Source organism: Streptococcus mitis (assembly GCF_946188585.1).
GTDB classification, from domain to species: domain Bacteria; phylum Bacillota; class Bacilli; order Lactobacillales; family Streptococcaceae; genus Streptococcus; species Streptococcus mitis_DG.
Map to the genome: position 1 here is coordinate 526,333 of NZ_CAMHVI010000001.1, position 25,273 is coordinate 551,605.

The 25,273-nt window shown below is 41.2% G+C and carries 22 protein-coding genes and 3 pseudogenes; 8 read left to right on the plus strand and 17 right to left on the minus strand.

Annotated features, from left to right (window positions below; translation table 11 throughout):
- Nucleotides 1-47: 47 nt before the first annotated feature.
- The 6 genes from N8M66_RS02610 to recJ form a co-directional block, all read right to left on the minus strand.
- The gene (locus N8M66_RS02610; protein WP_261045430.1) at nucleotides 48-893 is read right to left on the minus strand and encodes a metallophosphoesterase family protein; all 846 of its coding nucleotides are present in this window, start codon (nucleotides 891-893) and stop codon (nucleotides 48-50) included.
- Nucleotides 883-2,730, minus strand: coding sequence for an excinuclease ABC subunit UvrC (uvrC, locus tag N8M66_RS02615; protein WP_261045432.1), 1,848 nt, complete (start codon nucleotides 2,728-2,730; stop codon nucleotides 883-885). The genes N8M66_RS02610 and uvrC overlap by 11 nt, the downstream gene beginning before the upstream one ends.
- Nucleotides 2,731-2,768: 38 nt before the next feature.
- Nucleotides 2,769-3,470, minus strand: coding sequence for a M57 family metalloprotease (locus tag N8M66_RS02620; protein ID WP_173876421.1), 702 nt, complete (start codon nucleotides 3,468-3,470; stop codon nucleotides 2,769-2,771).
- 62 nt (nucleotides 3,471-3,532) lie between these two features.
- A complete protein-coding gene (locus N8M66_RS02625; protein WP_261045434.1) occupies nucleotides 3,533-4,312 on the minus strand; it encodes an alpha/beta hydrolase in 780 nt (259 codons plus the stop codon).
- A gap of 66 nt (nucleotides 4,313-4,378) precedes the next feature.
- The gene (locus N8M66_RS02630) at nucleotides 4,379-6,040 is read right to left on the minus strand and encodes a ribonuclease J (RefSeq protein WP_261045436.1); all 1,662 of its coding nucleotides are present in this window, start codon (nucleotides 6,038-6,040) and stop codon (nucleotides 4,379-4,381) included.
- 170 nt (nucleotides 6,041-6,210) lie between these two features.
- A complete protein-coding gene (gene recJ, locus N8M66_RS02635; protein ID WP_261045438.1) occupies nucleotides 6,211-8,433 on the minus strand; it encodes a single-stranded-DNA-specific exonuclease RecJ in 2,223 nt (740 codons plus the stop codon).
- Nucleotides 8,434-8,609: 176 nt separating this feature from the next.
- Here recJ and N8M66_RS02640 point away from each other — a divergent pair, with 176 nt between their 5' ends.
- The 5 genes from N8M66_RS02640 to N8M66_RS02660 all read left to right on the plus strand — a co-directional run bounded on the left by N8M66_RS02640 (nucleotide 8,610) and on the right by N8M66_RS02660 (nucleotide 12,866).
- The gene (locus N8M66_RS02640) at nucleotides 8,610-9,368 is read left to right on the plus strand and encodes an amino acid ABC transporter ATP-binding protein (RefSeq protein WP_001229571.1); all 759 of its coding nucleotides are present in this window, start codon (nucleotides 8,610-8,612) and stop codon (nucleotides 9,366-9,368) included.
- A 10-nt stretch (nucleotides 9,369-9,378) separates the two neighbouring features.
- Nucleotides 9,379-10,173, plus strand: coding sequence for a transporter substrate-binding domain-containing protein (locus N8M66_RS02645; protein WP_125450826.1), 795 nt, complete (start codon nucleotides 9,379-9,381; stop codon nucleotides 10,171-10,173).
- A 12-nt stretch (nucleotides 10,174-10,185) separates the two neighbouring features.
- The gene (locus N8M66_RS02650; protein WP_000131137.1) at nucleotides 10,186-10,863 is read left to right on the plus strand and encodes an amino acid ABC transporter permease; all 678 of its coding nucleotides are present in this window, start codon (nucleotides 10,186-10,188) and stop codon (nucleotides 10,861-10,863) included.
- Nucleotides 10,864-10,872: 9 nt separating this feature from the next.
- Nucleotides 10,873-11,532: an amino acid ABC transporter permease gene (locus N8M66_RS02655; protein WP_261045440.1), complete on the plus strand. Its 660-nt coding sequence runs from the start codon at nucleotides 10,873-10,875 to the stop codon at nucleotides 11,530-11,532.
- 143 nt (nucleotides 11,533-11,675) lie between these two features.
- The gene (locus N8M66_RS02660) at nucleotides 11,676-12,866 is read left to right on the plus strand and encodes an oxidoreductase (RefSeq protein ID WP_261045442.1); all 1,191 of its coding nucleotides are present in this window, start codon (nucleotides 11,676-11,678) and stop codon (nucleotides 12,864-12,866) included.
- Nucleotides 12,867-12,977: 111 nt separating this feature from the next.
- On the opposite strand, the gene N8M66_RS02665 is transcribed toward N8M66_RS02660, so the two are convergent.
- Together N8M66_RS02665 and N8M66_RS02670 are read right to left on the minus strand one after the other, a co-directional pair.
- Complete coding sequence (locus N8M66_RS02665) at nucleotides 12,978-13,415, minus strand: Rrf2 family transcriptional regulator (RefSeq protein ID WP_261045445.1); 438 nt, start codon at nucleotides 13,413-13,415, stop codon at nucleotides 12,978-12,980.
- Between the two features lie 75 nt (nucleotides 13,416-13,490).
- A complete protein-coding gene (locus N8M66_RS02670; protein ID WP_261045447.1) occupies nucleotides 13,491-14,333 on the minus strand; it encodes a metallophosphoesterase family protein in 843 nt (280 codons plus the stop codon).
- Between the two features lie 311 nt (nucleotides 14,334-14,644).
- Here N8M66_RS02670 and N8M66_RS09490 point away from each other — a divergent pair.
- Both N8M66_RS09490 and thrS read left to right on the plus strand, forming a co-directional pair.
- A pseudogene (locus tag N8M66_RS09490) lies at nucleotides 14,645-14,825 on the plus strand (hypothetical protein).
- Nucleotides 14,826-14,865: 40 nt separating this feature from the next.
- Nucleotides 14,866-16,809, plus strand: a complete 1,944-nt coding sequence (gene thrS, locus N8M66_RS02675; RefSeq protein WP_000608345.1) for a threonine--tRNA ligase — start codon at nucleotides 14,866-14,868, stop codon at nucleotides 16,807-16,809.
- Nucleotides 16,810-16,958: 149 nt separating this feature from the next.
- On the opposite strand, the gene N8M66_RS02680 is transcribed toward thrS, so the two are convergent.
- From N8M66_RS02680 to N8M66_RS02715, 8 genes and pseudogenes are all read right to left on the minus strand, one after another.
- The gene (locus tag N8M66_RS02680) at nucleotides 16,959-18,008 is read right to left on the minus strand and encodes a DUF389 domain-containing protein (RefSeq protein ID WP_261045448.1); all 1,050 of its coding nucleotides are present in this window, start codon (nucleotides 18,006-18,008) and stop codon (nucleotides 16,959-16,961) included.
- On the minus strand, nucleotides 18,005-18,328 hold the full coding sequence (locus tag N8M66_RS02685) for a potassium channel family protein (protein ID WP_001253404.1): 324 nt from the start codon (nucleotides 18,326-18,328) through the stop codon (nucleotides 18,005-18,007). Before N8M66_RS02685 ends, N8M66_RS02680 begins: the two co-directional genes overlap by 4 nt.
- 13 nt (nucleotides 18,329-18,341) lie before the next feature.
- Nucleotides 18,342-18,683: a hypothetical protein gene (locus N8M66_RS02690; protein ID WP_000397556.1), complete on the minus strand. Its 342-nt coding sequence runs from the start codon at nucleotides 18,681-18,683 to the stop codon at nucleotides 18,342-18,344.
- Nucleotides 18,608-18,841: pseudogene (locus tag N8M66_RS02695) on the minus strand (TMEM175 family protein); the annotation flags it as partial. The gene N8M66_RS02690 and the pseudogene N8M66_RS02695, both read right to left, overlap by 76 nt.
- Nucleotides 18,840-19,250 (minus strand): annotated as a pseudogene (locus N8M66_RS02700) (DUF389 domain-containing protein); the annotation flags it as partial. The pseudogenes N8M66_RS02695 and N8M66_RS02700, both read right to left, overlap by 2 nt.
- A 290-nt stretch (nucleotides 19,251-19,540) precedes the next feature.
- Nucleotides 19,541-21,052 (minus strand): ATP-binding cassette domain-containing protein, encoded by a 1,512-nt coding sequence (locus tag N8M66_RS02705; protein WP_061589905.1) that lies wholly within the window; start codon nucleotides 21,050-21,052, stop codon nucleotides 19,541-19,543.
- Between the two features lie 798 nt (nucleotides 21,053-21,850).
- The gene (locus tag N8M66_RS02710; protein WP_261045450.1) at nucleotides 21,851-22,825 is read right to left on the minus strand and encodes a sensor histidine kinase; all 975 of its coding nucleotides are present in this window, start codon (nucleotides 22,823-22,825) and stop codon (nucleotides 21,851-21,853) included.
- On the minus strand, nucleotides 22,818-23,495 hold the full coding sequence (locus N8M66_RS02715; protein WP_084375216.1) for a response regulator transcription factor: 678 nt from the start codon (nucleotides 23,493-23,495) through the stop codon (nucleotides 22,818-22,820). Before N8M66_RS02715 ends, N8M66_RS02710 begins: the two co-directional genes overlap by 8 nt.
- A 155-nt stretch (nucleotides 23,496-23,650) precedes the next feature.
- On the opposite strand from N8M66_RS02715, the gene N8M66_RS02720 reads away from it, so the two are divergent.
- Nucleotides 23,651-24,724: a DUF2974 domain-containing protein gene (locus N8M66_RS02720; protein ID WP_261045457.1), complete on the plus strand. Its 1,074-nt coding sequence runs from the start codon at nucleotides 23,651-23,653 to the stop codon at nucleotides 24,722-24,724.
- 90 nt (nucleotides 24,725-24,814) lie between these two features.
- Here the strand turns inward: N8M66_RS02720 and N8M66_RS02725 are convergent.
- Nucleotides 24,815-25,273 (minus strand): LPXTG cell wall anchor domain-containing protein (locus N8M66_RS02725; RefSeq protein WP_261045459.1); only part of this gene is annotated, 459 nt, incomplete at its 5' end.

The window sequence follows — 25,273 nt, forward strand, 5'->3', positions numbered from 1 at the left end:
TAAGAAATTCTACTACAAACCTCACTTCAAAATAAGGGCTACCGGCTTTATTTCTCACTTTGTAAAAAATCAAAAAATTTCTTCACATCTTCTACATACCCATGCTTTTCTATTAAGCTTGCTAATAGTTCCAGATTGTGTCCCTGATAGTTATCTTCACGACGTAGTTCTTCATACATTTCGATAAAGGGAAGCCCTTTGGATTTGGCCAATTCTAACTCCGCTTCATAATCATAAGCGACTTTACGAAATAGGATATTTACCAATTCCCCATCTTCAACTTCTATCACGGCATACTGGGCACGGTGATTTTTTAACGCCTCCCAATTAAAATAGGGCATGCCAATCGACCCTGGATTGATGATTTGTTGCCCTTGACTGCCATAACGAAGCAACTGCTTGTGAACATGACCATAGACTGCCACGTCCGTTTCCGCATCTAGCAGTTGGTCAAATTTATCTGTATCATTCTCAACTAGCAAGTCACCACCATAGTTCTTATTTGGCAAATTATGAGAGATAGAAAAGCGCAATCCGTCAATTTCTTTCTTTTCCAGCAAAGGCAAGCTTCGTAGCCAGACAATCTTTGCAGGATCCATTTGCTCCATCAAAAACTGGGTCATGCGCATTGACTGGATTTCTTTCGGATGTTCCAAACCATATTCGCCATCCAAGGCCTCAAGGACACGATCATCCCAATTGCCTCGAACACTGGTTGTGATAGGAAGGTCCTTTAGCAGGGCGACTAAGTCATTTGCGCCTGGACCAGGAAGAAAAATATCTCCCAGAAGCCAGTATTCACTGACTCCTTGATTTTTAGCATCTGCAATCACTGCTTCTAGCGCCGTCGCATTGCCATGAATATCTGATAAAATTGCGATTTTATGGTTCATGATGGTCTCCTTCTGTTTGGTATTCTACACTTTCTTCCGCTACTTGAGCCAACTCCACTTCTTCCTGCGGGTTCAACTTCCTCCGAACAGCTTCTGCTACTGTTCTTGGTACTCCAACTTCGACAATTTCATCCACACTGGCTTCCTTGATTTTGGTCAGAGACTTGAAATACTTCATGAGATTCTGCTTGCGTTTAGGTCCCAGACCTTCAATTCCATCCAGTTGTGAAGAAAAGGAATTTTTAGAACGCAGTTGGCGGTGGAAGGTGATGGCAAAGCGGTGGACCTCATCTTGTATACGTTGGAGCAGGAAAAATTCCTGAGAATTGCGCGACAACTCCACCACCTCAAGTGGATCTCCAAAAAGCAATTCATGGGTTTGGTGTTTGTCATTCTTTTGCAGACCTGCAATGGGAATATCCAAGCCCAGCTCCTCTTGGATGACTTGCTTGGCGATATTGACTTGACCTTGTCCCCCATCAATGACAATCAAGTCCGGTGGAGTTAAGCCCTCACGTTGAACTCGACCATAACGCCTACGAATGACCTCTCTCATACTGGCATAATCGTCTGGTCCAACCACAGTCTTGATTTTATACTTACGATAATCCTTCTTACTTGGTTTGCCGTTGACAAAGACCACCATGGCTGAAACAGGACTAGTCCCCATGATATTAGAATTATCGAAGGACTCGATGCGGACTGGGGTCGGTATTTGGAGCAAACGTCCTAGATTTTCAATAGCCCCCTGTGTTTTTTCGACAGATTTCTCTAGCAGGTTAAATTTCTGCTCTAGGCTGACTCGAGCATTCTTTATAGCCAGATTGACCAGTTGCTTTTTCTCTCCACGCTGAGGCTTAAGAATCTTGGTGTCTACCAAAGCCTTGACAGCTTCTTCGTCAATATCCTGCGGAATCAGTACCTCATTGGGAACTAGATGAGATTTTTCTTGATAGAATTGTCCTACATAGGTTAGAAAGTCCTCATCCGGATCATTATAATAAGGGAAAAGATTGACATCGCGCTCAATAAGCTTGCCCTGACGAACAAAGAAAACCTGAACACACATCCAGCCCTTGTCCACATAGTAGCCAAAGACATCCCGATTTTGGAGATCCTTAGCCATAACCCGTTGCTTGGTCCGAAGCGTTCCAATAGCCTGAATCAGGTCACGGTATTCCGCTGCACGCTCAAATTCCATAGTCTGGGCTGTCGCTGCCATCTTACCCTTGAGATCATCTATAATTTTGTCGTCCTGTCCTTTTAAGAAGTCAGAAACTTCCTGAGCCATAGACTTGAAGTAGGCCTCATCCTTCTTACAGATAGTGTGGGCCATGCATTGACCAATATGATAGTAAAAACAAACCTTAGAAGGAGGATTGGGACACTTACGAAAAGGGAAAATCCGATCCAGTAATCGCTTGATTTCATTGGCTGCCCCCACATCTGGATAGGGACCAAAATAGAGACCACCATCCTTCTTGACCTGACGGGTGATAATCAAACGAGGATAGCGCTCGTTGGTGATTTTGATGAAAGGATAAGACTTATCATCCTTGAGCATGATATTGTATTTAGGCTTATTTTCCTTGATCAGGTTGATTTCTAGGAGAAGTGCCTCAATATTAGACTCCGTAACAATAAATTCAAAATCCATAATTTCAGATACCAAGGCCTCTGTCTTGGTATCGTGACTTCCACGGAAATAAGACCTCACGCGGTTACGCAGATTTTTAGCCTTTCCTACATAGATAATGGTACCGTTTTTATCCTTGTGAATGTAGCAACCAGGGCTGGTCGGCAGGAGCTCTAGTTTTGATTTAATCAAGTTATTCATAGTTCCATTATAACAAAAAAGTAGGGAAAGATAGTTCCCTACTCATTGGTCTCATATAATTTTCGAAGTCTTTCAACATCCTCTTTCTGGATACCATAAAAGGAACCTGCTGGTTGCATGACAGACTTCTCATCTGTATGGTCCAAGCCAATCGCATGACCCAACTCATGTTCTGCCGTATGGACAATACGCTCATAGGAATAGCCATAGTTAGGATTGGACAGATAATAGTGATTCAGACGCACCGTTACGGATAAGAATTGCCCTGTTAAGAGATTGGTCTGACTTTCTGCCTCTCCTGCCACAGGAGTACCTCCGTCATTCATCTCCGTAGCCAAGATATCTACCTTGCTGGACTCGGTGACAATTTCAAAGCTAAAAGCACCAGTTTGATTCCAATTCTGAATCGCTTCTACATAAGCTTCTTGAAAGCGTGAATCCATCTGGGGATCCAAGTAAATACGAGCAGAAGCCTGTGGCCACCTTCCTTCAGAATGTTGGTGGCTATCTGTCTGGTTCAACTTAGGCAGTTGCCCTGTTTTTTCCCATTGGTCGATACTTTGTTGACCAATCTTGACTGACCGTTCTGCTTGCTTTAGCGCTCCTTGAAAATCACCGTTCAGATACCAGAGAAGTCCGAAAGCAAAAGCACACAAAAGAAAAGCTATCCAAACTAAACGCCAAAACAAACGCCACACAAAAGAAAAGAAAGCCCCTATCAAACGAAAAATCCAGCGCATTTCCCTCCACCTTTCTAGCAAATAAAGTCTATTTTACTAAAACAAGCTGAAAGAAAACTAAATTATGACAATCTCTCTTCCAATTTGAAATCGATTGGCAGAGTTGCTAGAAACCGTTCCAATTGTTTTTCCCAGTAGTACCACTCGTGAGTTCCAGCACTATGGCTATAGGTCACATTAAAGCCCAGTTTTTTGAGATTATTCACTGCTAGATTATTGGCTTCGTACAAGAAATCCTGCTCGCCACACCAAGCCCACAGCTTGGTCTTTTTATCCGATTTTTTAGCCAGACTTTCTAGAGAATAGGGACTAGTTGTCCAGTCTTTAATCTCCCCAAAAACACCTCTCCAGTAAGCTGGTGTCCCCAAATCTTGGCTCTCAGGAGAAAAATCTTGAAAGCTAAGAGCACCTGAGAAGCTAGCTGCATGAGAAAAACGATTTGTAGCAAGAGCCAATTTGAAACAGCCATAGCCTCCCATAGAGAGGCCAGCGATAAAGGTCTTTTCACGCTTGCTAGTCATATTAGGGAAGAAGCGTTTCAGAACCTGTGGCAATTCCTCTGCTAGAGCTGTGTAATAGTCAAAACCATACTGGGTATCGGTGTACCAACCGTTGCTGGTATTGGGCATAACAACGATAAGATTGGTTCCTCGAAGTAAGCGTTCTACATTGGTCCGCTTAAGCCAACTATTATGATTGCCAGACATCCCGTGCAAGAGGTACAAGACGGGAATATCTTCACACTCTGGTTCTTCCACTCGATTGGCATCGGGGTAAAGAACATTCACTCCCCACTCCATATCCAATACTTGTGAGTAATACTCAATTTTCATTACTGCCATATTTTTTCCTCTATTTTTCTATAAGAAAAAGCCGAAATTCGACTTTCTCTCTATTTATTTCAACAATTATTTTGCTTCCATGACTACTGGTAAAATGGCTGGACGACGCTTAGTCTGGTCAAAGAGATACTTGGTCAGATTATCACGAACCTTCCCTTTAAGATCTGCCCAGTCAAAGTCATCTCCTTGAAGATAGTCTTCTACCGTTTGGTTAATCAATTCTGAACTTTCACGGAGAATATCCCGACTCTTCTTGAGATAAACAAATCCACGCGTGTGAACACGAGCCTTGGCCACAATTTTCTTCTCACGACGGTTAACGGTAATTGCTACGATAAAAATACCATCCTCTGACAAGACCTTACGGTCACGAAGAACCACATTTCCAACATCACCAATAGCATTCCCGTCAATCAAGACATCCCCTGCTGAAACCGCGCCAGCTGGGACAAAGTCCCCATTCTCATAAGCCATGCTGGTTCCCTTTTTAGGAATGAATATGCGTTCTGGCAGCATCCCGACGGCCATAGCAGCCTTAGCATGAGCATCCAACTCACGGTATTCCCCTTGAATCGGGAAGAGATACTTAGGTTGCAAGAGATTAATCATCAACTGCAAGTCACGCGCATTCCCATGTCCTGACACACGCAAGCTTTGGGTGATCAATTTGACAACACCTCCAGCTTGGTAAATCATGTTTTCCACACGCGCCATAACTGCTTCTTTGGCGATAGATGGAGTCGTTACGATATAAACTAGGTCACCGTCCTTAATTTCCACATAACGGTGGCGCCCAATCGACATCTTGCGAAGACCATTGATAGGCTCACCCATACGACCTGTCTCAAGGATGATCAACTCACGATCCTCAAAGCGAGACATGTCTTTCGGTTTAATCAAAAGACTCTCGTTAGCTAGAGACAATTTCTTGAGGCGAATAGCAGTGCGGACGATATTTTCAATATCAAATCCTGTCAAGACCACACGGCGACCTGTTGCATCTGCAGCATCAAACACCTGCTGGATACGAGAAAGGTTGCTGGCTACTGCTGCGACGATGATACGACCATCCCAATCTGCAATGGTTTGAGTAATCTCGTCCCCAACTTCACTTTCGCTAGCCACCTGGATATTGCTATCTGCATTAGCTGAATCACTGAGAAGTGCTAGAACACCATCACGACCGATTTCTGCTAAACGAGCGAAGTCTGTCGCATAGGATTCACTAGCTGTCTGGTCAAATTTGAAATCACCTGTATAAACGATGCTACCTTCAGATGTCTTCAAGACAACACCCAGACTTTCTGGGATAGAGTGTGTTGTACGGAAGAAGGAAACCACAGTTCCTCCAAAATCTATCTCCGTATCCTCATCGATAACATGGAAATCATTAAATTTCTTAACTGTGTCATTTCCTTTGACAAAGAGTTTGGCCAACTCAATGGTCAGCTCAGACCCAAATACAGGCACCTTGGCTTCAGCCAAGAGATAAGGTAGAGCACCAATAGCATCCGCATGTCCATGGGTCAAGAAGACCCCTGCGATACGGTCACTATTTTCAAAAAGGTAGTCCATATTTGGAATGACGACATCCACCCCTAGTTGTTCATTCTCAGGATATTTTAGACCTGCATCCAAAACGAAAATAGACCCATCGATTTCAGCGATATACATATTTTTCCCATTTTCACGCACACCACCAAGTGTTGTTAAACTGATATTACTCATTTTTCCTCCGAAAGCTTAGTTTATCTTGATTATAGGGTTACTTACCCTCTTATTCTAAAAGCACTACTTTTAGCCGAATCTTTTCCTACCATTATACCATTTTTTTGATGATTTTCAAAATGAAGATTTGTTTTCAAAAAAGAGCTGGTTGCCCAACTCTTTCCTATCATCTACTCTTTTTCCATTAAAAAGTCATAAATTTCTTGAACGGTACCCAGTGCCATCATTTCTTGGTCTTTGACGGTTTGTTTGAGATTTTGGTAAATCTGACTTTCTCCGATTTCTCTCTTTGGCGCTTCTTTATTTACTGTCATGACACCATCTTTGATCGTCACAAAGCCTAATTCTTCAAATACTTGAATCATCTTGACTAGCAAGATTTGTTGAATATTAAGATAAGTAGCCAAATCTTTCAGCTTGTAGCGAATATCAAACTCTGGAAACTGGTAGATGGTCTTGTACAATTTGGCAAACTGCTCTCTAGTCCCATAACCTGTCAGATAGTAGGCCTTGTCAATATCATTTTTAAAATAGACAGCAGAGAAATTTTGTTCCTGAAAAATGGTTTTAAGTAAGGTAATATCCTCAGGAATGGTTTTTACAACCACAGCATCACTATTTACTAAATTGGAAAGTTCTCCAGCAAAATCCAAGACTGGAACTCCTTCTGGCAAGACTGCATTCTTCCCACGGATGTTAAAGAGTTGAACACCCTCCACACGCGCATCCACCATCATCAACTGCAGGGCAGTTTGGCCATTCCATTGGTTGACAGACAATTTGACTGCCAACTCTAGATTCTTGGTTTGAGCAAATTCTGTTGCCCATCTACCTTGTCCAAATGCTACCACTTCAAAACTAGCTTCACCTTTGGAAATTTTCAACTTGAGATGGGCATTGCCTGCCCCCATGGTACGGGCACTTTCGACCTGAAAATCCTTTATATAAAAGATAGGTTTCTGATTGTCCATGCCAAAAGGTGCCAAACGTTCAAAACTTTTGACCGTTTCCAAGCTAAGTGTCTCCAAATCCAGCTCTTCATCTAGGTTTAACTTATTCTTGCCACCAGCATCTGCACCTTTTTCACGGACATAATCTTCCAAGACCTGAGATAAATCTGAGAGTTTCTCAACTTCCAGAGTCATTCCTGCTGCGCCAGCATGACCGCCAAAGGCGATAAAAAGATCGCGATGGGGATCTAGGGCTTCAAAAATATCGACCGCTTCCACACTACGAGCACTTCCCTTGGCACGACCGTCTTCTATATTAAGAACGATGACTGTCTGTCCCAATTCTTCCAACAAACGACCAGCCACGATTCCTAGAACTCCAGGATTCCAGCCTTCCTTAGCCAAGACTTGGACCTTCTTTTCAGGATCCACCATGGTCTTGGCTTCTTCATAGATAGACTGAACGATTTCCTTACGCTCTTCATTTTTTTGATGAATCATGAGGGCAATCTCGTGAGCTTCCTCATCATCAAACCCAGTCAGCAAATCAATGGCGGGATTGGGATCGTCCAAGCGGCCCAAGGCATTTAAACGAGGGGCAATCTGAAAACCAATCGTTTCTTCTGTCACTTCATTGGCAGCAATCCCAGCCATGTCCAGCATTTCTTGTAGGCCAATACGCTGAGTATGCACCAACATTTCTAGACCATATTGAACCAAGATACGATTTTCATCCGTCAGACTCACCATATCTGCAATGGTTCCGATAGCAACCAAATCAAGCAGTTCCACCTGTACTTCTTCTAAAAGGGCGCAAGCCAGCTTGAAGGCCACTCCACAACCAGCCAAATATTTGAAAGGATAGTCCGCATCAGGGTGTTCAGGATGGACAATAGCATAGGCATCTGGTAAGGTTTCAGGCATGGAATGGTGGTCAGTCACAATGACATCTACTCCCATAGACTGGGCCAGTTCAATAGCCTCATGACCAGCAACCCCATTATCCACCGTCACAATCAAGGAAATTCCTTCTTGCTCAATAAAGTATTTATAGACACTAGCATTAGGACCATAGCCATCGGTAAAACGATTGGGTAGGTAAACACGGCACTCGGCACCAAGCTGTTCCAAACTTTCCTTCACAATCGAAGCTGAAGTCATGCCATCCGCATCGTAATCACCGTAAACGAGGATATTTTCCCCTTCTTCAATGGCCTGACGAATCCGCTCCACTGCCTTATCCATATCATGGAGCAGATAAGGGTCGTACAAGTCCTCCAAGGAAGGTTCTAAAAACTTCTTCAGACTTTCTTGGTCCTGAATCCCTCTCTCAAATAATAAGCGAGCCACCTCAGGACCCAGTCCAGCCTTCTTGGCTATCTTTGTAAAATCCGCATCTTCTACCTGCGGGGCAAACTGCCATTCATAAGTAGGTGTTATCAAAAAGACATCCACTCTTTCTAAGAATTCTATTGCTTCATTATAACATGATTTAGGCTTTTTCTCTATCCTGATTGCTTTCTACAAAAATTTTACTAACTTTTTTCTGATATGATTTGACAAGAAAAATCTTTTGGTGTAGAATCATGTTATAAAATCTAACACAAAGGAGATTCCTTATGGCTTTAGTAGAATTTGAACACGTCGAAAAATATTACGGAGACTACCACGCACTCCGCGACATCAATCTCCGTTTTGAAAAAGGGCAAGTCGTTGTCCTCCTTGGACCTTCTGGTTCTGGGAAGTCCACTCTTATCCGCACCATCAATGGTTTGGAAGCTGTAGACAAAGGAAGCCTCCTAGTAAATGGTCACCAAGTCGCTGGTGCCAGCCAGAAAGATTTGGTACCTCTTCGCAAGGAAGTCGGCATGGTTTTCCAGCATTTCAACCTCTATCCACACAAAACAGTGTTAGAAAACGTAACACTAGCTCCCATAAAAGTTCTAGGAATTGATAAAAAAGAAGCTGAAAAAACAGCCCAAAAATATCTGGAATTTGTAAATATGTGGGACAAGAAAGATTCTTATCCAGCCATGCTATCTGGTGGACAAAAACAACGGATTGCCATCGCTCGTGGTCTTGCCATGCATCCGGAACTCCTCCTCTTTGATGAGCCAACATCTGCCCTTGACCCTGAAACCATCGGAGACGTTCTGGCAGTTATGCAAAAATTGGCCCACGAGGGTATGAATATGATTGTCGTTACTCATGAAATGGGCTTTGCCCGTGAAGTTGCTGACCGCATCATCTTTATGGCTGACGGAGAGGTTTTAGTAGATACGACAGATGTTGATGACTTTTTCGACAATCCAAGCGAACCTCGTGCCCAACAATTCCTCAGCAAAATCATCAACCACGAAAGTGACAAAGTCAAATAAGGAGGCGCCTATGAAAAAGAAATTCTTTTTATCCGCATTATTGATTAGCCTTTTCGGTCTTGCTGCTGCAAAACCAGTTCAGGCTGATACCAGTGTCGCAGACATTCAAAAGAGAGGCGAGCTGGTTGTCGGTGTCAAACAAGACGTTCCCAATTTTGGCTACAAGGATCCCAAGACAGGGACCTATTCTGGTATCGAAACTGACTTGGCCAAGATGGTAGCTGATGAACTCAAGGTCAAGGTTCGTTATGTACCAGTTACAGCACAAACTCGCGGACCCCTTCTAGATAATGAACAGGTTGACATGGATATTGCAACCTTCACCATTACAGACGAGCGCAAAAAACTCTATAACTTTACCAGTCCCTACTACACAGACGCTTCTGGCTTTTTGGTCAATAAATCTGCCAAAATCAAAAGTATTGAGGACCTAAACGGCAAAACCATCGGAGTTGCCCAAGGTTCCATTACCCAACGCCTGATTACCGAACTGGGTAAAAAGAAAGGCCTGACCTTTAAATTCGTCGAACTTGGTTCCTACCCAGAATTGATTACTTCCCTACACGCTCACCGTATTGATGCCTTTTCCGTTGACCGCTCTATTCTATCTGGCTACATCAGCAAACGGACAGAACTACTAAATGATAGTTTCAAGCCATCTGACTACGGTATTGTTACCAAGAAATCAAATACAGAGCTCAACGACTATCTTGATAACTTGGTTACTAAATGGAGTAAGGATGGTAGTTTGCAAAAACTTTATGATCGTTACAAGCTCAAACCATCTAGCCATACCGCAGATTAAGGAGGACACCCTATGACAGATTTATCATCTTGGACAGCCTATTTTCAGGATTTTGGCCAATTTTTCAATGGTTTCCTCTTCACCCTTGCCCTAGCGATTGGATCCTTTATCCTCGCCATGGTCTTGGGCATCTTCTTTGGAGCCATGTCAACCAGCAAACGTCCGATTTTGCGCATTTTGGCTCGCATCTTTGTTGAATTTTACCAAAACACTCCCCTCTTGGTGCAGTTTGTTATCGTTTTTTATGGCCTACCTCTTATCAGTGACCATATCATCATGATTCCGATTTATTGGACAGCTGTTCTCTGCGTAGGACTCTATCACGGCGCCTATATCGCTGAGGTTATTCGCTCAGGCATTCAGTCTATTCCTAGCGGTCAGATGGAGGCCGCCCTGTCGCAAGGTTTTACCTATATCAGTGCCATGCGCTTGATTATCTTGCCTCAGGCCTTTCGTATCATTCTCCCTCCTTTGACCAACCAAATCGTCAACCTCATCAAGAATACCTCGACAGTTGCTATCATCTCTGGAGTGGACTTGATGTTTGTGACCAAGTCTTGGTCAGCCCTCAACGGAAATTACATCCCAGCATTTTTAGGCGCTGCCCTTCTCTACTTTTCTCTTTGCTTCCCTGTTGCCCAGTTTGGTCGCAAGATGGAGCAAGCCAACAAAAAAGCCTATTCACTTTAGGAGGTTACTATGGAATCTATTTTAGAAGTTTTGACCCCAGATAACCTAGTCTTTATCTTTAAAGGATTTGGCTTGACCCTCTATATTTCTCTGATTGCCATCATCCTCTCTACTATCATCGGTACAGTTCTAGCTGTCATGAGAAATGGGAAAAATCCTGTCTTGCGAATCATCTCCAGCATTTACATTGAGTTTGTACGTAACGTTCCCAATCTTCTCTGGATTTTCACCATCTTTTTGGTGTTCAAGATGAAGTCCACACCAGCTGGTATCACTGCCTTTACTCTCTTTACCTCAGCAGCCCTAGCTGAGATTATCCGAGGTGGCCTCAATGCCGTAGACAAGGGCCAGTACGAAGCAGGAATGTCGCAAGGATTTACCTCTATGCAAATCCTCTACCACATCATTCTCCCACAAGCTATCCGTAAAATGCTGCCAGCCATCATTTCTCAGTTTGTGACCGTGATTAAGGATACCAGTCTTCTCTACTCTGTTATCGCCCTACAAGAACTCTTTGGAGCCAGCCAAATTCTCATGGGCCGTTATTTTGAACCAGAGCAAGTCTTCAGTCTTTATATTCTGATTGCCCTCATCTACTTCAGCTTTAACCTAGCAATTTCTAGCCTGTCTCATATGCTAGCAAAACGTTGGCAACAAGCTGCAGAATAAACAGCAACTCTCCAGTTAAATTGGAGAGTTTTTTTGATGATAGTAGATATTTATAGACCTCAATTTGACACCATACTTTTTCTATGATAAAATGTAACAAATTTGTTTACAACAAATCAAATCTAAATGAAATGGAATTTTTTATGAAATCACTCAAAGGACTACTCTTTATCATAGCTAGTTTTGCCTTGACTATTTTGACTTGGATGAACACTTCTCCCCAATTCATGATTCCAGGACTAGCTTTAACAAGCCTATCTCTAACTTTTATTCTAGCCACTCGTCTCCCGATAATAGAAAGCTGGTTTCACGGTTTGGAAAAGGTCTACACCGTCCACAAATTTACAGCCTTTCTCTCCATCATTCTACTAATCTTTCATAACTTTAGTATGGGCGGTTTGTGGGGATCTCGCTTAGCTACTCAGTTTGGCAATCTTGCCATCTATATCTTTGCCAGTATCATCCTTGTCGCCTATTTAGGCAAATACATCCAATACGAAGCTTGGCGATGGATTCACCGCTTTGTTTACCTAGCCTATATTTTCGGACTCTTTCATGTCTACATGATAATGGGCAATCGCCTCCTCACATTTAATCTCCTAAGTTTTCTTGTTGGTAGCTATGCCCTTTTAGGCTTACTGGCTGGTTTTTATATCATTTTTCTATATCAAAAGATTGGCTTCCCCTATCTAGGGAAAATTACCAATCTCAAACGCTTAAATCACGATACTATAGAAATTCAAATCCATCTTAGCAGACCTTTCAGCTATCAATCAGGACAATTTGCCTTCCTAAAGATTTTCCAAGAAGGCTTTGAAAGTGCTCCGCATCCCTTTTCTATCTCAGGAGGTCATGACCAAACTCTTTACTTTACTGTTAAAAATTCAGGCGACCATACCAAGAATATCTATGACAATCTTCAAGTCGGCAGCAAAGTAACACTAGACAGAGCTTACGGACACATGATTATAGAAGAAGGACGAGAAAATCAGGTTTGGATTGCTGGAGGCATTGGGATCACCCCCTTCATCTCTTACATCCGTGAACATCCTATTTTAGATAAACAGATTCACTTCTACTATAGCTTCCGTGGAGATGAAAATGCAGTCTACCTAGATTTGCTCCGTGACTATGCTCAGAAAAATCCTAATTTTGAACTCCATCTAGTAGACAGTAGGAAAGACGGCTATCTTAATTTTGAGCAAGAGGAAGTACCTGAACATGCGAGCGTCTATATGTGTGGTCCCCTTTCTATGATGAAGTCACTTGCTAAACAGATTAAGAAACAAAATCCAAAAACAGAGCTTATTTACGAAGGATTCAAGTTCAAATAATCAATCACATTCTCCTGGGATTTCTCAGGAGTTTTTTCTACGCAATCTCAAAAAAACACTGCCAGATTTCTAGCAGTGTTTTGACATTTCATTTGCAGGCATCTATCCCTCTTAATCCTTCATTTGACTCTCTGCATCAGCCACGACTTGCTCCAGACTGGTCTGACCGAGTTCAACCTCCATAGCCAGCTGGATTCTCTCCAATTTTTGATCCAAAACATCATGAATACGAGCTCCAACTGGGCAATTTGGATTTGGATTGTCATGAAAACTAAAGAGTTGACCTGTCTTACCAAGACACTCGACCGCTTGATAAACATCTAAAAGACTAATGTCTTTGAGGTCCTTGACAATCTCTGTTCCCCCTGTTCCACGCGCTACTGAAATCAGCTCTGCCTTCTTCAACTGGGACAAGGTCTTTCTGATAATGACTGGATTGACCCCGACACTAGCAGCCAGAAAATCACTGGTCACCTTGCTTTCCTTCCCCTTGAGGGCAATGATTATCAGCATATGAGTCGCAATGGTAAATCTACTTGGAATTTGCATCCTCTTCTCCTTTTTACGAGGCTACCCTGCCTCTACTCTTCTTTTTCTATTATTATACCCTTTTTAGTTGTAATGTCAATCGTTACCACTTTTCAACCAGGCATCTAACTCCCTATCGTAGCCCTCTTTCTGGGCCAATTCTCTCAAAAATTCCTGATCATGGGTATGGTGGATACCATTGACCAGACTTTCATAATAAACCTCAAAATAGGGAAGTTTGAGATCTTTAGCTAGCTGCAATTCAGCTGCCACATCGTAGTCCACCCGTCGGAAATCCATATCTACCAAGCCCTTGTCATCAAACTCTAAAATCATATACTGGGCCCGCAAGTCCTTCCGTAACTGGGCATCTAGAAAGAAAGGTTGCCCAATCGAGCCCGGATTGACAATCAATTGCCCACCAGTCCCGTAACGAAGCAACTGCTGGTGAATATGACCATAAACAGCGATATCACAAGGCGGATTGGTCACCAAGCGGTCAAAATCCTCTTGCGCTCCAGTATGAATCAACTCTCTCCCCCAGTTCTTATCAGGAAGATGGTGGCTAATTCCCACCGTCAAATCCCCAAACTGACGATGAATCTGGAGAGGTTGATTGTGGAGCAGTTCAATTTCTTCTAGGGAAATTTCCTCTAAAACATACTGGCACTGGCGCAAAAGATAGCGTTGACTAGGACGAGTATTATCCAATTCCTTGCGGACACCATGCCAAAGACTGTCTTCCCAGTTTCCCAAAACTCTAGCCGTAATCGGTAGTTGAGCCAACAAGTCCAAAATCCTTCTACGCCCTGTTCCTGGCATGAGAATATCTCCCAAAAGCCAGTATTCATCCACTCCTAGCTGTCGAGCATCTGCCAAAACAGCCTCCAAAGCGGTGGTATTTCCATGAATATCTGAAAGAAGAGCTATTTTTGTCATTCTTTCTCCTCATTTCCTCTTATATATCTTTTTAATATTATAACAAAAAATACTGTATAATAGTCACCTTTAACCCACTCTTACTAAATCCAGAACACTACTTTTATCAATGTCAAGGCCTATCAATAAGATGATTTCACATTACTCCTAACAAAGCACAGCAGGCACTTTTTCAATGAAGAAAATTCAAAAAAATCTACAAATATCTTGAAATTTTTCACAATCATGCTATAATAATCCATAGAGACAAGTCACTTAGTCCCTTTCTACTAGAGAGTGCGTGGTTGCTGGAAACGCATAGGAGGCCTAAACTGATACTACTCTTGAGTTTTTATGAAAACATAAAACGGTGGCCACGTTAGAGCCAATCAGAGGTGTCCCTCTTTTTTGAGGAACATAAATGAAGGTGGAACCACGTTGCGACGTCCTTTTGAGGATGTCGCTTTTTGTTTTTCTAGCTTTCACAATCCTCTGTCCCTATTTTCCAAATAGGGTTAACACATTCGTCAATAATATAAGTAAGGAGAACATCATGATTAACATTACTTTCCCAGATGGCGCTGTTCGTGAATTCGAATCTGGCGTTACAACTTTTGAAATTGCCCAATCTATCAGCAATTCCCTAGCTAAAAAAGCCTTGGCTGGTAAATTCAACGGCAAACTCATCGACACAACTCGTGCTATCACTGAAGATGGAAGCATCGAAATCGTGACACCTGATCACGAAGATGCCCTTCCAATCTTGCGTCACTCAGCTGCTCACTTGTTCGCTCAAGCAGCTCGTCGCCTTTTCCCAGACATTCACTTGGGAGTTGGTCCAGCTATCGAAGACGGTTTCTACTACGATACTGACAATACAGCTGGACAAATCTCTAACGAAGACCTTCCTCGTATCGAAGAAGAAATGCAAAAAATTGTCAAAGAAAACTTCCCATCAATCCGTGAAGAAGTTACTAAAGACGAGGCACGTGAAATCTTCAAAAACGACCCTTATAAGTTGGAATTGATTGAAGAACATTCAGAAGACGAAGGCGGCTTGACTATCTACCGTCAAGGTGAATACGTAGACCTTTGCCGTGGCCCTCACGTCCCATCAACAGGCCGTATCCAAATCTTCCACCTTCTCCATGTAGCTGGTGCTTACTGGCGTGGAAATAGCGACAACGCTATGATGCAACGTATCTACGGTACAGCTTGGTTTGACAAGAAAGACTTGAAAAACTACCTTCAAATGCGTGAAGAAGCTAAGGAACGTGACCACCGTAAACTTGGTAAAGAGCTTGACCTCTTCATGATTTCTCAAGAGGTTGGTCAAGGTTTGCCATTCTGGTTGCCAAATGGTGCGACTATTCGTCGTGAATTGGAACGCTACATCGTAGACAAAGAGTTGGCTTCTGGCTACCAACACGTATACACTCCACCACTTGCTTCTGTTGAACTTTACAAGACTTCTGGTCACTGGGATCATTACCAAGAAGACATGTTCCCAACTATGGACATGGGTGACGGGGAAGAATTTGTCCTTCGTCCAATGAACTGTCCGCACCACATCCAAGTCTTCAAACACCATGTTCATTCTTACCGTGAGTTGCCAATCCGTATTGCTGAAATCGGTATGATGCACCGTTATGAAAAATCTGGTGCCCTCACTGGTCTTCAACGTGTACGTGAAATGTCACTCAACGACGGTCACCTCTTTGTGACTCCAGAACAAATCCAAGAAGAATTCCAGCGTGCCCTTCAGTTGATTATCGATGTTTATGAAGATTTCAACTTGACTGAATACCGCTTCCGCCTCTCTCTTCGTGACCCTCAAGATACTCACAAGTACTTTGACAACGATGAGATGTGGGAAAATGCTCAAACCATGCTTCGTGCAGCCCTTGATGAAATGGGCGTGGACTACTTTGAAGCCGAAGGTGAAGCAGCCTTCTACGGACCAAAATTGGATATTCAAGTTAAGACCGCTCTTGGAAAAGAAGAAACTCTTTCTACTATCCAACTTGACTTCTTGCTTCCAGAACGCTTCGACCTTAAATATATCGGAGCTGATGGTGAAGAGCACCGTCCAGTTATGATCCACCGTGGAGTTATCTCAACTATGGAACGCTTCACAGCTATCTTGATTGAGAACTACAAGGGTGCCTTCCCAACATGGCTAGCACCTCACCAAGTAACTCTCATCCCAGTATCTAACGAAAAACACGTGGACTACGCATGGGAAGTAGCTAAAAAACTCCGTGACCGTGGTGTCCGTGCAGATGTAGATGAGCGCAATGAAAAAATGCAGTTCAAGATCCGTGCGTCACAAACAAGCAAGATTCCTTACCAATTGATCGTTGGGGACAAGGAAATGGAAGACGGAACTGTTAACGTTCGTCGCTATGGCCAAAAAGAAACACAAACTGTCTCAGTTGATGACTTTGTTCAAGCTATCCTAGCTGATATCGCCAACAAATCACGAGTTGAGAAATAAAAAATAAAACCTAGGATAAAATCCTAGCTAGCTAAAAAGCAACAACTGAACAGCTGTTGCTTTTTATATTTTATTTAATCTGAACTAGTAGTGATTGACCAAACCACCACACAAGATTTGCTTTCATGAGTTGGATAAGGTTAATATCCTCAATCCTTGTCTGCTTCATTTTCTTTTATGAGATCTTTTTGTGAATCCTTTTCAGAGAGTTTTTGATCGATATACTTGTTAATGGTTTCATAAAATTCCTTGGTCGCTTCACTATCTAATGTTGGCGAGTTCTGAACTTGATTCACTTTCAATTGAACAGATTGAATACCGTAAGAGGCTTGTTTTTGGTGGAGTGTTTCTAATTCTTCTTCTGAAATCGGATCTCCAACAACCGTCAAGACCAATTCATTGTTACTTGACTTGTAGACTTGATTAATAACCGTATAATTGGCGAACTCTTTTCCTACAAACTGTTTGATCCCTTCTTTGCGCGCTTGTTCTATTGTCAGAGTAACTGCCGAATAGCTAGCTGGAAGAATCAACAATACAATCAAAGAAATCAAGCCAATTCTCATTTTAATGCTCAGCTCTTTAAATGAAGTTAAAGGAGATTTTCTCATCAAAATTCTTGTTCCAACAATGTTGGCTAGCATGATAAAGACACAGTTGATCAAGAAAAGATAGAGAGCCCCCAATAAAAATCGTACATTCCCATTAGCTAAACCATAGCCAGCAGTACAGATAGGCGGCATCAAAGCTGTAGCAATGGCTACTCCTGGCACGATATTGTTTGCTTCTTTTTTCCTTGAACCGATCACACCAGCAATCCCACCAGCAATAGCAATGAGAACATCCCAAATGGTTGGAGAGGTTCGTGCGATCAACTCGCTACTTGCATAAGACAAGGGAGAAATCCAGAAATACAGAGTCGAGACAAGCAAACTGACCAACACTTGAGTCAATAAAACCTCTAGAGATTGCTTGATTAAACGCGTATCAAAAATAGCTAAACCGAATCCCAGTCCAACAATCGGTGTCATGAGAGGTGAAATTAACATGGCTCCAATAATAACAGCTGTTGAATTCATATTTAGACCGATAGAGGCAATAAAAATTGCACACATCAAAATCGCTGTATCTCTCAATCGAACATGAAGGTCATCGTATAATTTCTCACGGTATTCCCGTGTTGAATAATTGGCAGTCATTTGTCCTCTCCTCTTTCCTTATTTAAATCGGTATAATAATTAATAATAACAGCTGATAAACAGCCAAAAAATATGAGCCCATAAATCGTCAAGAAGACACTGGTAATCCTTCCAATCAAGGTCACAGCTAGGAGATCCCCGTAGCCGACAGTCGTCGAAGTCACAAAAGCATACCAAAGACCGTCTCCGTAATTTGTGATAGCAGGTTCAACTAGGAAAAGCACGCCTCCTGACCCAAAAACAAAGGTCACAAAACTCAGAGCAAACCGAGTAAAACCCGTAACCTGTATAATATGCCATAACATTTTTAAACGTCTCATTTGTTCTCCTTATTCATACTAGCTCCTGACCGAGCCGTTTTTTCCAATAATCAAAGTGAAGATAGGACATGATCTCCATCAGAGAAAGATAGACAAACTGATAGATCTGATTTAAGCTGATTATCAACTGATATTGTTTGAAAAATGACTGGAAGAAAGACCAGATATGACTGTCTTGAATCAGTCCCTTCTTAACATCAGACAGGATATTAGCTAAAGCTCCCAAGGACTGAAACGGTAAATCCTTGACATTTATATAGATCCGGTCCACCACATCATTCAGACTGGTATCTTGGATGGCATGAAATTCTCCAAAGAGAACTCCTGCCGCTCCAAGAGTAGAAACAAATTCCACCAAATAATTTCTGAGGAAATTTTCTCAACCTTTTCCCATAATGTGTTTAGTGCCATCCATAACGATCCCAACCAGAAAAAGGAAAGAAAACAAGCAAAGAAATTTTGCCGTAAATCCCAAAAAGCTTCAAGACTTGGTGTTGTTGGTTTTTCTAACTCTTTTCCTTGAACCGATCACACCAGCAATCCCACCAGCAATAGCAATGAGAACATCCCAAATGGTTGGAGAGGTTCGTGCGATCAACTCGCTACTTGCATAAGACAAGGGAGAAATCCAGAAATACAGAGTCGAGACAAGCAAACTGACCAACACTTGAGTCAATAAAACCTCTAGAGATTGCTTGATTAAACGCGTATCAAAAATAGCTAAACCGAATCCCAGTCCAACAATCGGTGTCATGAGAGGTGAAATTAACATGGCTCCAATAATAACAGCTGTTGAATTCATATTTAGACCGATAGAGGCAATAAAAATTGCACACATCAAAATCGCTGTATCTCTCAATCGAACATGAAGGTCATCGTATAATTTCTCACGGTATTCCCGTGTTGAATAATTTCCGTTCATTGGTTACTCCTTTTATTTTATATAATCTTGTTTCTGCATGGATGATGGTAGAGAGACTTCTGTCCAATCTTACATATTTTTCTTCTCACCTGTTATTCTTTTGAAAATTATCTTTTAAGTATCCGTCAGTCCATCCTTTATATTATATCAAAAATTTTACAGTTTTTCTCTGACGAAATCTATCAATTGAATAGATAGATGAAGCAAGAAATTTTTGTTTCCTTATCCGAAGAAGGAAAAACGGTATCTCCTGAACCTTGATACTATGCGTTTTATTCTTTATAATTTAGCTATTTCAAAATTACAAGTTCTCCATTCTTAATTTCCCAAACTTGGTCAAACTTACTTAATAATTCGTTTTGGCGATGTAAAGTAACAATGACGGCACTTGGTAGTTCCAGAACTCTTTCCAATTCCATTTTAAACTGATTAGTATCCAAGGCAGAGAAAGGTTCGTCTAGGATAAGCAATGGATTTTTACGATTTTTCTCACGATTTAAATACATTCGTTGTTGCTGACCACCTGACAGGGATTGTGGTGGAATTTTTTCAAAATCTTCTTCTCTGAATTTTTCATTGAAACTATTGAATAGTGTTACATTATTTTCATAACTCGAAATAAATGTATGTTCTTGTTGCAGAATCATACCGAATCTTCCCCAAAGATGGTCCAAAACAAGCCCATCTAGCACAATTTGTCCTTCAAAATCTTCATCTGTTCCATTTAAAATGTTGAGAAGACTACTTTTTCCAGAACCATTCTTACCAATAAGCGCAATTTTATCCCCTTTTTGAATCGTAGCGGAAGTAATTATCAATTTTGATTCTCCCAGTTGTTTGGAAATGTTTTTCAAAGTAATCGTATCAAAAGAATGTTGAGGTGCTTGAACTGAAACGGGTCTCCCAACAATGTTTTGAAAACTCTTGATTACAGGCTTTACGGACTCTAACATTTGTAAATCATAAAGGATTTCCTGTATTGGTTCAGAAAAAGCATTAATATATCCGAAACTCGCCACCACCTCAGGAATACCGAGTTGCTGGTGAGATAGAGAGTAGGCTAAATAAATAAACAGAACAAGACTAATGAATTCAAAAGAAACACCTGTCAATAAGATGCCTGTAATTTTTGTCAAACCATACTTAAAATACTTATCCTGCAAATTCTTTAGAGAGCTCTTTTGTTGATTCAAAAAATGCGACATAGTTAGTTTATTTACCAAATGATGTCCCATGAGCAAATCCTCCAAGGTTCGATAGTAATCTCCTTGTTTTTTTAAGTAAACCTGTCTACGATTAGCGATCAACTTCCCAACGATTTTAGGAATTTGAATACTAATTCCAGTGGAAAAGATTAAAATCAGTGATACAATAGGATTAATTGTTCTGCTAATAATGAAAGCGTAAATGATGATACGTAAAATTTGTTTGATAAAACTCATCAATGGAGGAAGGTAATCCTTTTCCAACGAATCTAGGTCATTAGATTGATAGGAAATATACTCTGCTACTGTTTTCTGCTTGAAATCGTGGTGACTGAGTCCCAGAAGTGAACGAAACCACTCATTTTTCAAAGTAGTCGAAAAGATAATCCCCTGCTTCCAATCAAGTATCATTTGGATATAGTTACAACTCAAATAGCCTGCCACTGACATAGAGTAACCATATAGAGCTACTTGATAATCCCCTTTGATTAATGCCTGCGTGAAATACGGTAACAAAGCTGTGCAGATATTCGATACTACACCAAAAAGAAAATTAAAGAAGAGATACCATCTAATAGTTTTAAGATATGGTAGCATATACGATACTCCTTGCTAATGCGTTTTTTTACATATCGCAGAACAATCTCTACTATTCCCTATTTCAGATAGTGCGATACTCGGACATTGAGTGCAATAATTGTAAATCACACAAGTACTGCAGTTTTTACTATCATTCAAAATATAATTTGCTATTTTGTAAAATATAGGTCTATCCCATGTTTCTTTGATAGATGTAAAATGAATATTTCCAATACTTCTATTGAAAGTAAGCTTTTTCAGTTTTTCTAACGATTTAGGCTATTTCGTGACACACCCACAATCCGTGAAAATTCTGGTTATATCAGATTATGTGATTTTCGTAAGAATTTTATATTGTCTCCAATCATGGCAGTCTCCTTTTACTTGATAAAACTATTATAATATTTAGAAATTAAAAACTGATTCAAAATCAATAGAATGTGTGTATTCGATACATTCAATAATTCTTTGGAAACAGTTCTACACCAGTTACACAAATCTATATACACCTATCTCATTCAAAATAAAAAGAAAGCTGCAGTTCTTTTAATCCTGTATCAACGATTCATTCTGAAATCGAATAGGAGACATTTCCCAAGTCTACAATTCACTTCATCTCAAATTAATTTTTGTAATTCACCCTTAGATTATAGATTTTATACTCAACAAAAGTATAAAGCATACAAAACTTCACTTTGAACCAGTATTTATACTATATTCCGTATTAAAAATTCTATTATTGGTTTTGTAAAAAACAGTCTTCAAATATCCTGAAATATAGCAAAAAGAGATTGGGTAAAAACTCATTGTCTCTTCTCACTCAAGGACTAAGTTCACTTGAGCAAACTGAATCCGCACTATCGTTCCTTTTCCGACCTCAGACTCAATACGAATCTGGTGACCTAGTTCTTCAGAAATTTTCTTAGATAGATAGAGGCCAAGTCCAGATGACTGCTGGGTTAGGCGGCCATTATATCCTGAAAATCCACGTTCAAAGACTCGAAGGACATCACTGTTTTTTATCCCGATTCCTGTATCCTTGATACAAAGCTCTTGCCCCTCCATATAAATCTCCAGACAACCTTCCTTGGTGTACTTGAGACTATTTGAGATAATTTGTTCAATGACCACTAGTAGCCACTTCTTATCCGTCACGATTTCTTTATCAAGGTCATGTAAATTGACATTTAGGCCTTTTTGAATAAAGAAAAGAGCATATTTACGAATTATTTCCTTGACCAAATCCTCAATTTGAACCTGCTTTAAGACCAAATCATCATGAAAACTTTCTAAACGCAGGTACTGTAAAACTAGATTGGTATAGGAATCAATCTTGAAAATTTCCTGTTCTAATTGCTGCTTCAGTTGGCGGTCGACTACTTCTGCAACTAAGAGTTGACTGGCTGCAATGGGGGTCTTTATCTGATGGACCCACAAGGTGTAGTAATCCAGCAAATCCGTCAATTTTCTTTCTGAATCTGACTTCTGCTGATAAAGTTCCATCTCACGCGCTTCTAATTTTTCTGCTAAAGCTATTTCCAAAGGAGATTTGGCCTCCCTCTCCCCATAGAGAATTTCCTGGCGATAGACCTGCATTTCCACCAATATGTCCCAAGTGAAAAATAAGATGGTTACAAAGCAACATAGCAGGAAAAAGTAGAGAAAGTAAATTCCCAAACTGGCAAATAAAAACTGAAAGAGTAAGACCAGAAACGTCAAAGAAATCAGATAAACCAAAAGACGACTACGGGAGCGCAGATAGGCTAGAAAAAATTGTTTCCAATCAAGCATGCTTCAGTCCGTACCCTATCCCTTTCTTGGTCTCGATAAATCCTACCAAGCCCTGCTCTTCCAACTTTTTACGCAAACGAGCCACATTGACAGAGAGAGTATTATCATCAATGAAAAAGTCACTGTTCCAAAGTTCCCGCATCAGGTCGTCACGCGCTACAATATTGCCCGCATGCTCAAACAGCACTCGTAAAATCTGGAATTCATTCTTGGTCAAATTCAAGACTTGCCCTTGATAATGTAAATCCATTGATTTGGTATTGAGGATAACACCAGCATATTCCAGTAAACTCTCGTCACGCCCAAACTCATAGGAACGACGCAGCAAGCCCTGAACCTTGGCTAAAAGAACCTGCTGGTCAAAAGGTTTGGTCACAAAGTCATCCGCGCCCATATTGATTGCCATGACAATATCCATAGCCTGGTCTCTCGAAGACAGAAACATGATAGGCACCTTGGAAATCTTGCGGATTTCCTGACACCAGTGATAGCCATTAAACAAAGGCAGTCCAATATCCATGAGGACCAGATGAGGTTCCGACTGGACAAAAAGACTCAAAACTTCCATAAAGTCTTCTACCAAAACCACTTCAAATCCCCACTCAGAGAGTATTTTCCCGACCTGTTGACGAATAACCTGATCATCTTCTACTAGTAAAATCTTGTGCATGCGCTCCTCCTTTTCTATTATTATAACAGATTTTTCCATGCTCGAAGGTCTGAAACTGAATTTGAAAGAGCTTGTTTTTAGCCAACAAAGTGATACAATCCTAGTAGCTAATTTAAGGGAAATTTGATAAGATAAATAAAAAGAAAGGAGCACTTATGGCCAATATTTTTGACTACCTGAAAGATGTCGCTTACGATTCCTTTTACGACCTACCTTTAAATGAATTAGACATTCTAGCCTTAACAGAAACTACTTACCTACCCTTTGATAATCTGGTATCCACAAGTCCTCAGCGACTTTTAGACCTGGCACCTCAAGTTCCAAGAGAGCCCACCATGCTTACTAGTAAAAATCGCCTCCAGCTATTGGACGAACTGGCTCAACACAAGCGCTTCAAAAATTGCAAACTCTCCTATTTTATCAACGAAATCGACCCTGAACTGCAAAAGCAGTTTGCGGCTATGACCTACCGCCTCACTCTCGATACCTACCTGATTGTCTTTCGTGGGACAGATGACAGTATCATTGGCTGGAAGGAAGATTTCCACATGACCTATATGAAGGAAATTCCTGCTCAAAAGCACGCCCTATGCTATTTAGAGAACTTTTTTGTCCACCACCCTAGGAAAAAAGTCATTCTAGCTGGGCATTCCAAGGGAGGAAATCTAGCCATCTATGCTGCTAGCCAAATTGATCAAAGCTTGCAAGAGCAGATCACTGCAGTTTATACATTTGATGCGCCTGGTCTCCATCAAGAATTGACACAGACCGAAGGTTATCAAAGGATAATGGATAGAACCAAGGTCTTCATTCCACAAGGTTCCATTATCGGTAGGATGCTGGAAATTCCTGCCCACCAAATCATCGTTCAAAGCACTGCCTTAGGTGGCATCGCCCAGCACGATACCTTTAGTTGGCAAATTGAGAACAAGCACTTCGTCCAACTGGATAAGACCAACAGTGATAGTCAACAAGTAGACACAACCTTCAAGGAGTGGGTAGCAACAGTCCCTGACGAGGAACTTCAGCTCTACTTCGACCTCTTCTTTGGCACCATTCTAGATGCTGGGATTAGCTCCATCAATGACTTGTCTTCCTTCAAGGCTATTGAACACATTCATCATCTCTTTGTCCAAGCGCAATCCCTCACTCCAGAAGAAAGGGAAACCATGGGACGCCTTACTCAATTATTGATTGATACCCGTTACCAAGCTTGGAAGAGTAGATAATCCACATAAAAAACCCAACTAATCGTTTGATTAGTTGGGTTTTCATTTATGAAATTGAATTCCTTTGTCTAATCTTTAATGATTAAAAGATTAGTCTTCTTTTTTCTTGCGTGCCACAAGACCAAATCCGCTCAATACTCCAAGAAGTCCAAGAGCTGCTAGGCTAGAGTGATCTTCTGTACCAGTATTAGGCAATTCCTTAGCTGGTTTAGCTGGAGCTGGTTTCGCAGGTTCTGGTTTCACAGAAGGAATAATTTTTTCATAAACATGAACTGTGTCGCCATTTGGAAGTTTCTTAGTCTCTACGAAGCGATAACCTGGGATATCTTTCTTAGGTTGTTCGCCATCTTCTGTTGGATAGTTTGGAATTTCGTTTCCTTCTTTATCCTTGAATGATGTCTTAACTTTTTCGTAGACGTGCTCTGTATCTCCATTTGGAAGTTTCTTAGTTTCTACGAAGCGGTAACCTGGAATATCTTTCTTAGGTTGTTCGCCATCTTCACTTGGATTTCCTGGAATCTCGTTTCCTTCTTTATCCTTGAATGATGT

Bases quoted from the DNA above. Each gene is read 5' to 3' on its own strand.
- N8M66_RS02610 (WP_261045430.1), bottom strand. From the start codon at position 893: ATGAACCATAAAATCGCAATTTTATCAGATATTCATGGCAATGCGACG.
- uvrC (WP_261045432.1), bottom strand. From the start codon at position 2,730: ATGAATAACTTGATTAAATCAAAACTAGAGCTCCTGCCGACCAGCCCT.
- N8M66_RS02620 (WP_173876421.1), bottom strand. From the start codon at position 3,470: ATGCGCTGGATTTTTCGTTTGATAGGGGCTTTCTTTTCTTTTGTGTGG.
- N8M66_RS02625 (WP_261045434.1), bottom strand. From the start codon at position 4,312: ATGGCAGTAATGAAAATTGAGTATTACTCACAAGTATTGGATATGGAG.
- N8M66_RS02630 (WP_261045436.1), bottom strand. From the start codon at position 6,040: ATGAGTAATATCAGTTTAACAACACTTGGTGGTGTGCGTGAAAATGGG.
- N8M66_RS02640 (WP_001229571.1), top strand. From the start codon at position 8,610: ATGGCTTTAGTAGAATTTGAACACGTCGAAAAATATTACGGAGACTAC.
- N8M66_RS02645 (WP_125450826.1), top strand. From the start codon at position 9,379: ATGAAAAAGAAATTCTTTTTATCCGCATTATTGATTAGCCTTTTCGGT.
- N8M66_RS02650 (WP_000131137.1), top strand. From the start codon at position 10,186: ATGACAGATTTATCATCTTGGACAGCCTATTTTCAGGATTTTGGCCAA.
- N8M66_RS02655 (WP_261045440.1), top strand. From the start codon at position 10,873: ATGGAATCTATTTTAGAAGTTTTGACCCCAGATAACCTAGTCTTTATC.
- N8M66_RS02660 (WP_261045442.1), top strand. From the start codon at position 11,676: ATGAAATCACTCAAAGGACTACTCTTTATCATAGCTAGTTTTGCCTTG.
- N8M66_RS02665 (WP_261045445.1), bottom strand. From the start codon at position 13,415: ATGCAAATTCCAAGTAGATTTACCATTGCGACTCATATGCTGATAATC.
- N8M66_RS02670 (WP_261045447.1), bottom strand. From the start codon at position 14,333: ATGACAAAAATAGCTCTTCTTTCAGATATTCATGGAAATACCACCGCT.
- thrS (WP_000608345.1), top strand. From the start codon at position 14,866: ATGATTAACATTACTTTCCCAGATGGCGCTGTTCGTGAATTCGAATCT.
- N8M66_RS02680 (WP_261045448.1), bottom strand. From the start codon at position 18,008: ATGACTGCCAATTATTCAACACGGGAATACCGTGAGAAATTATACGAT.
- N8M66_RS02685 (WP_001253404.1), bottom strand. From the start codon at position 18,328: ATGAGACGTTTAAAAATGTTATGGCATATTATACAGGTTACGGGTTTT.
- N8M66_RS02705 (WP_061589905.1), bottom strand. From the start codon at position 21,052: ATGCTACCATATCTTAAAACTATTAGATGGTATCTCTTCTTTAATTTT.
- N8M66_RS02710 (WP_261045450.1), bottom strand. From the start codon at position 22,825: ATGCTTGATTGGAAACAATTTTTTCTAGCCTATCTGCGCTCCCGTAGT.
- N8M66_RS02715 (WP_084375216.1), bottom strand. From the start codon at position 23,495: ATGCACAAGATTTTACTAGTAGAAGATGATCAGGTTATTCGTCAACAG.
- N8M66_RS02720 (WP_261045457.1), top strand. From the start codon at position 23,651: ATGGCCAATATTTTTGACTACCTGAAAGATGTCGCTTACGATTCCTTT.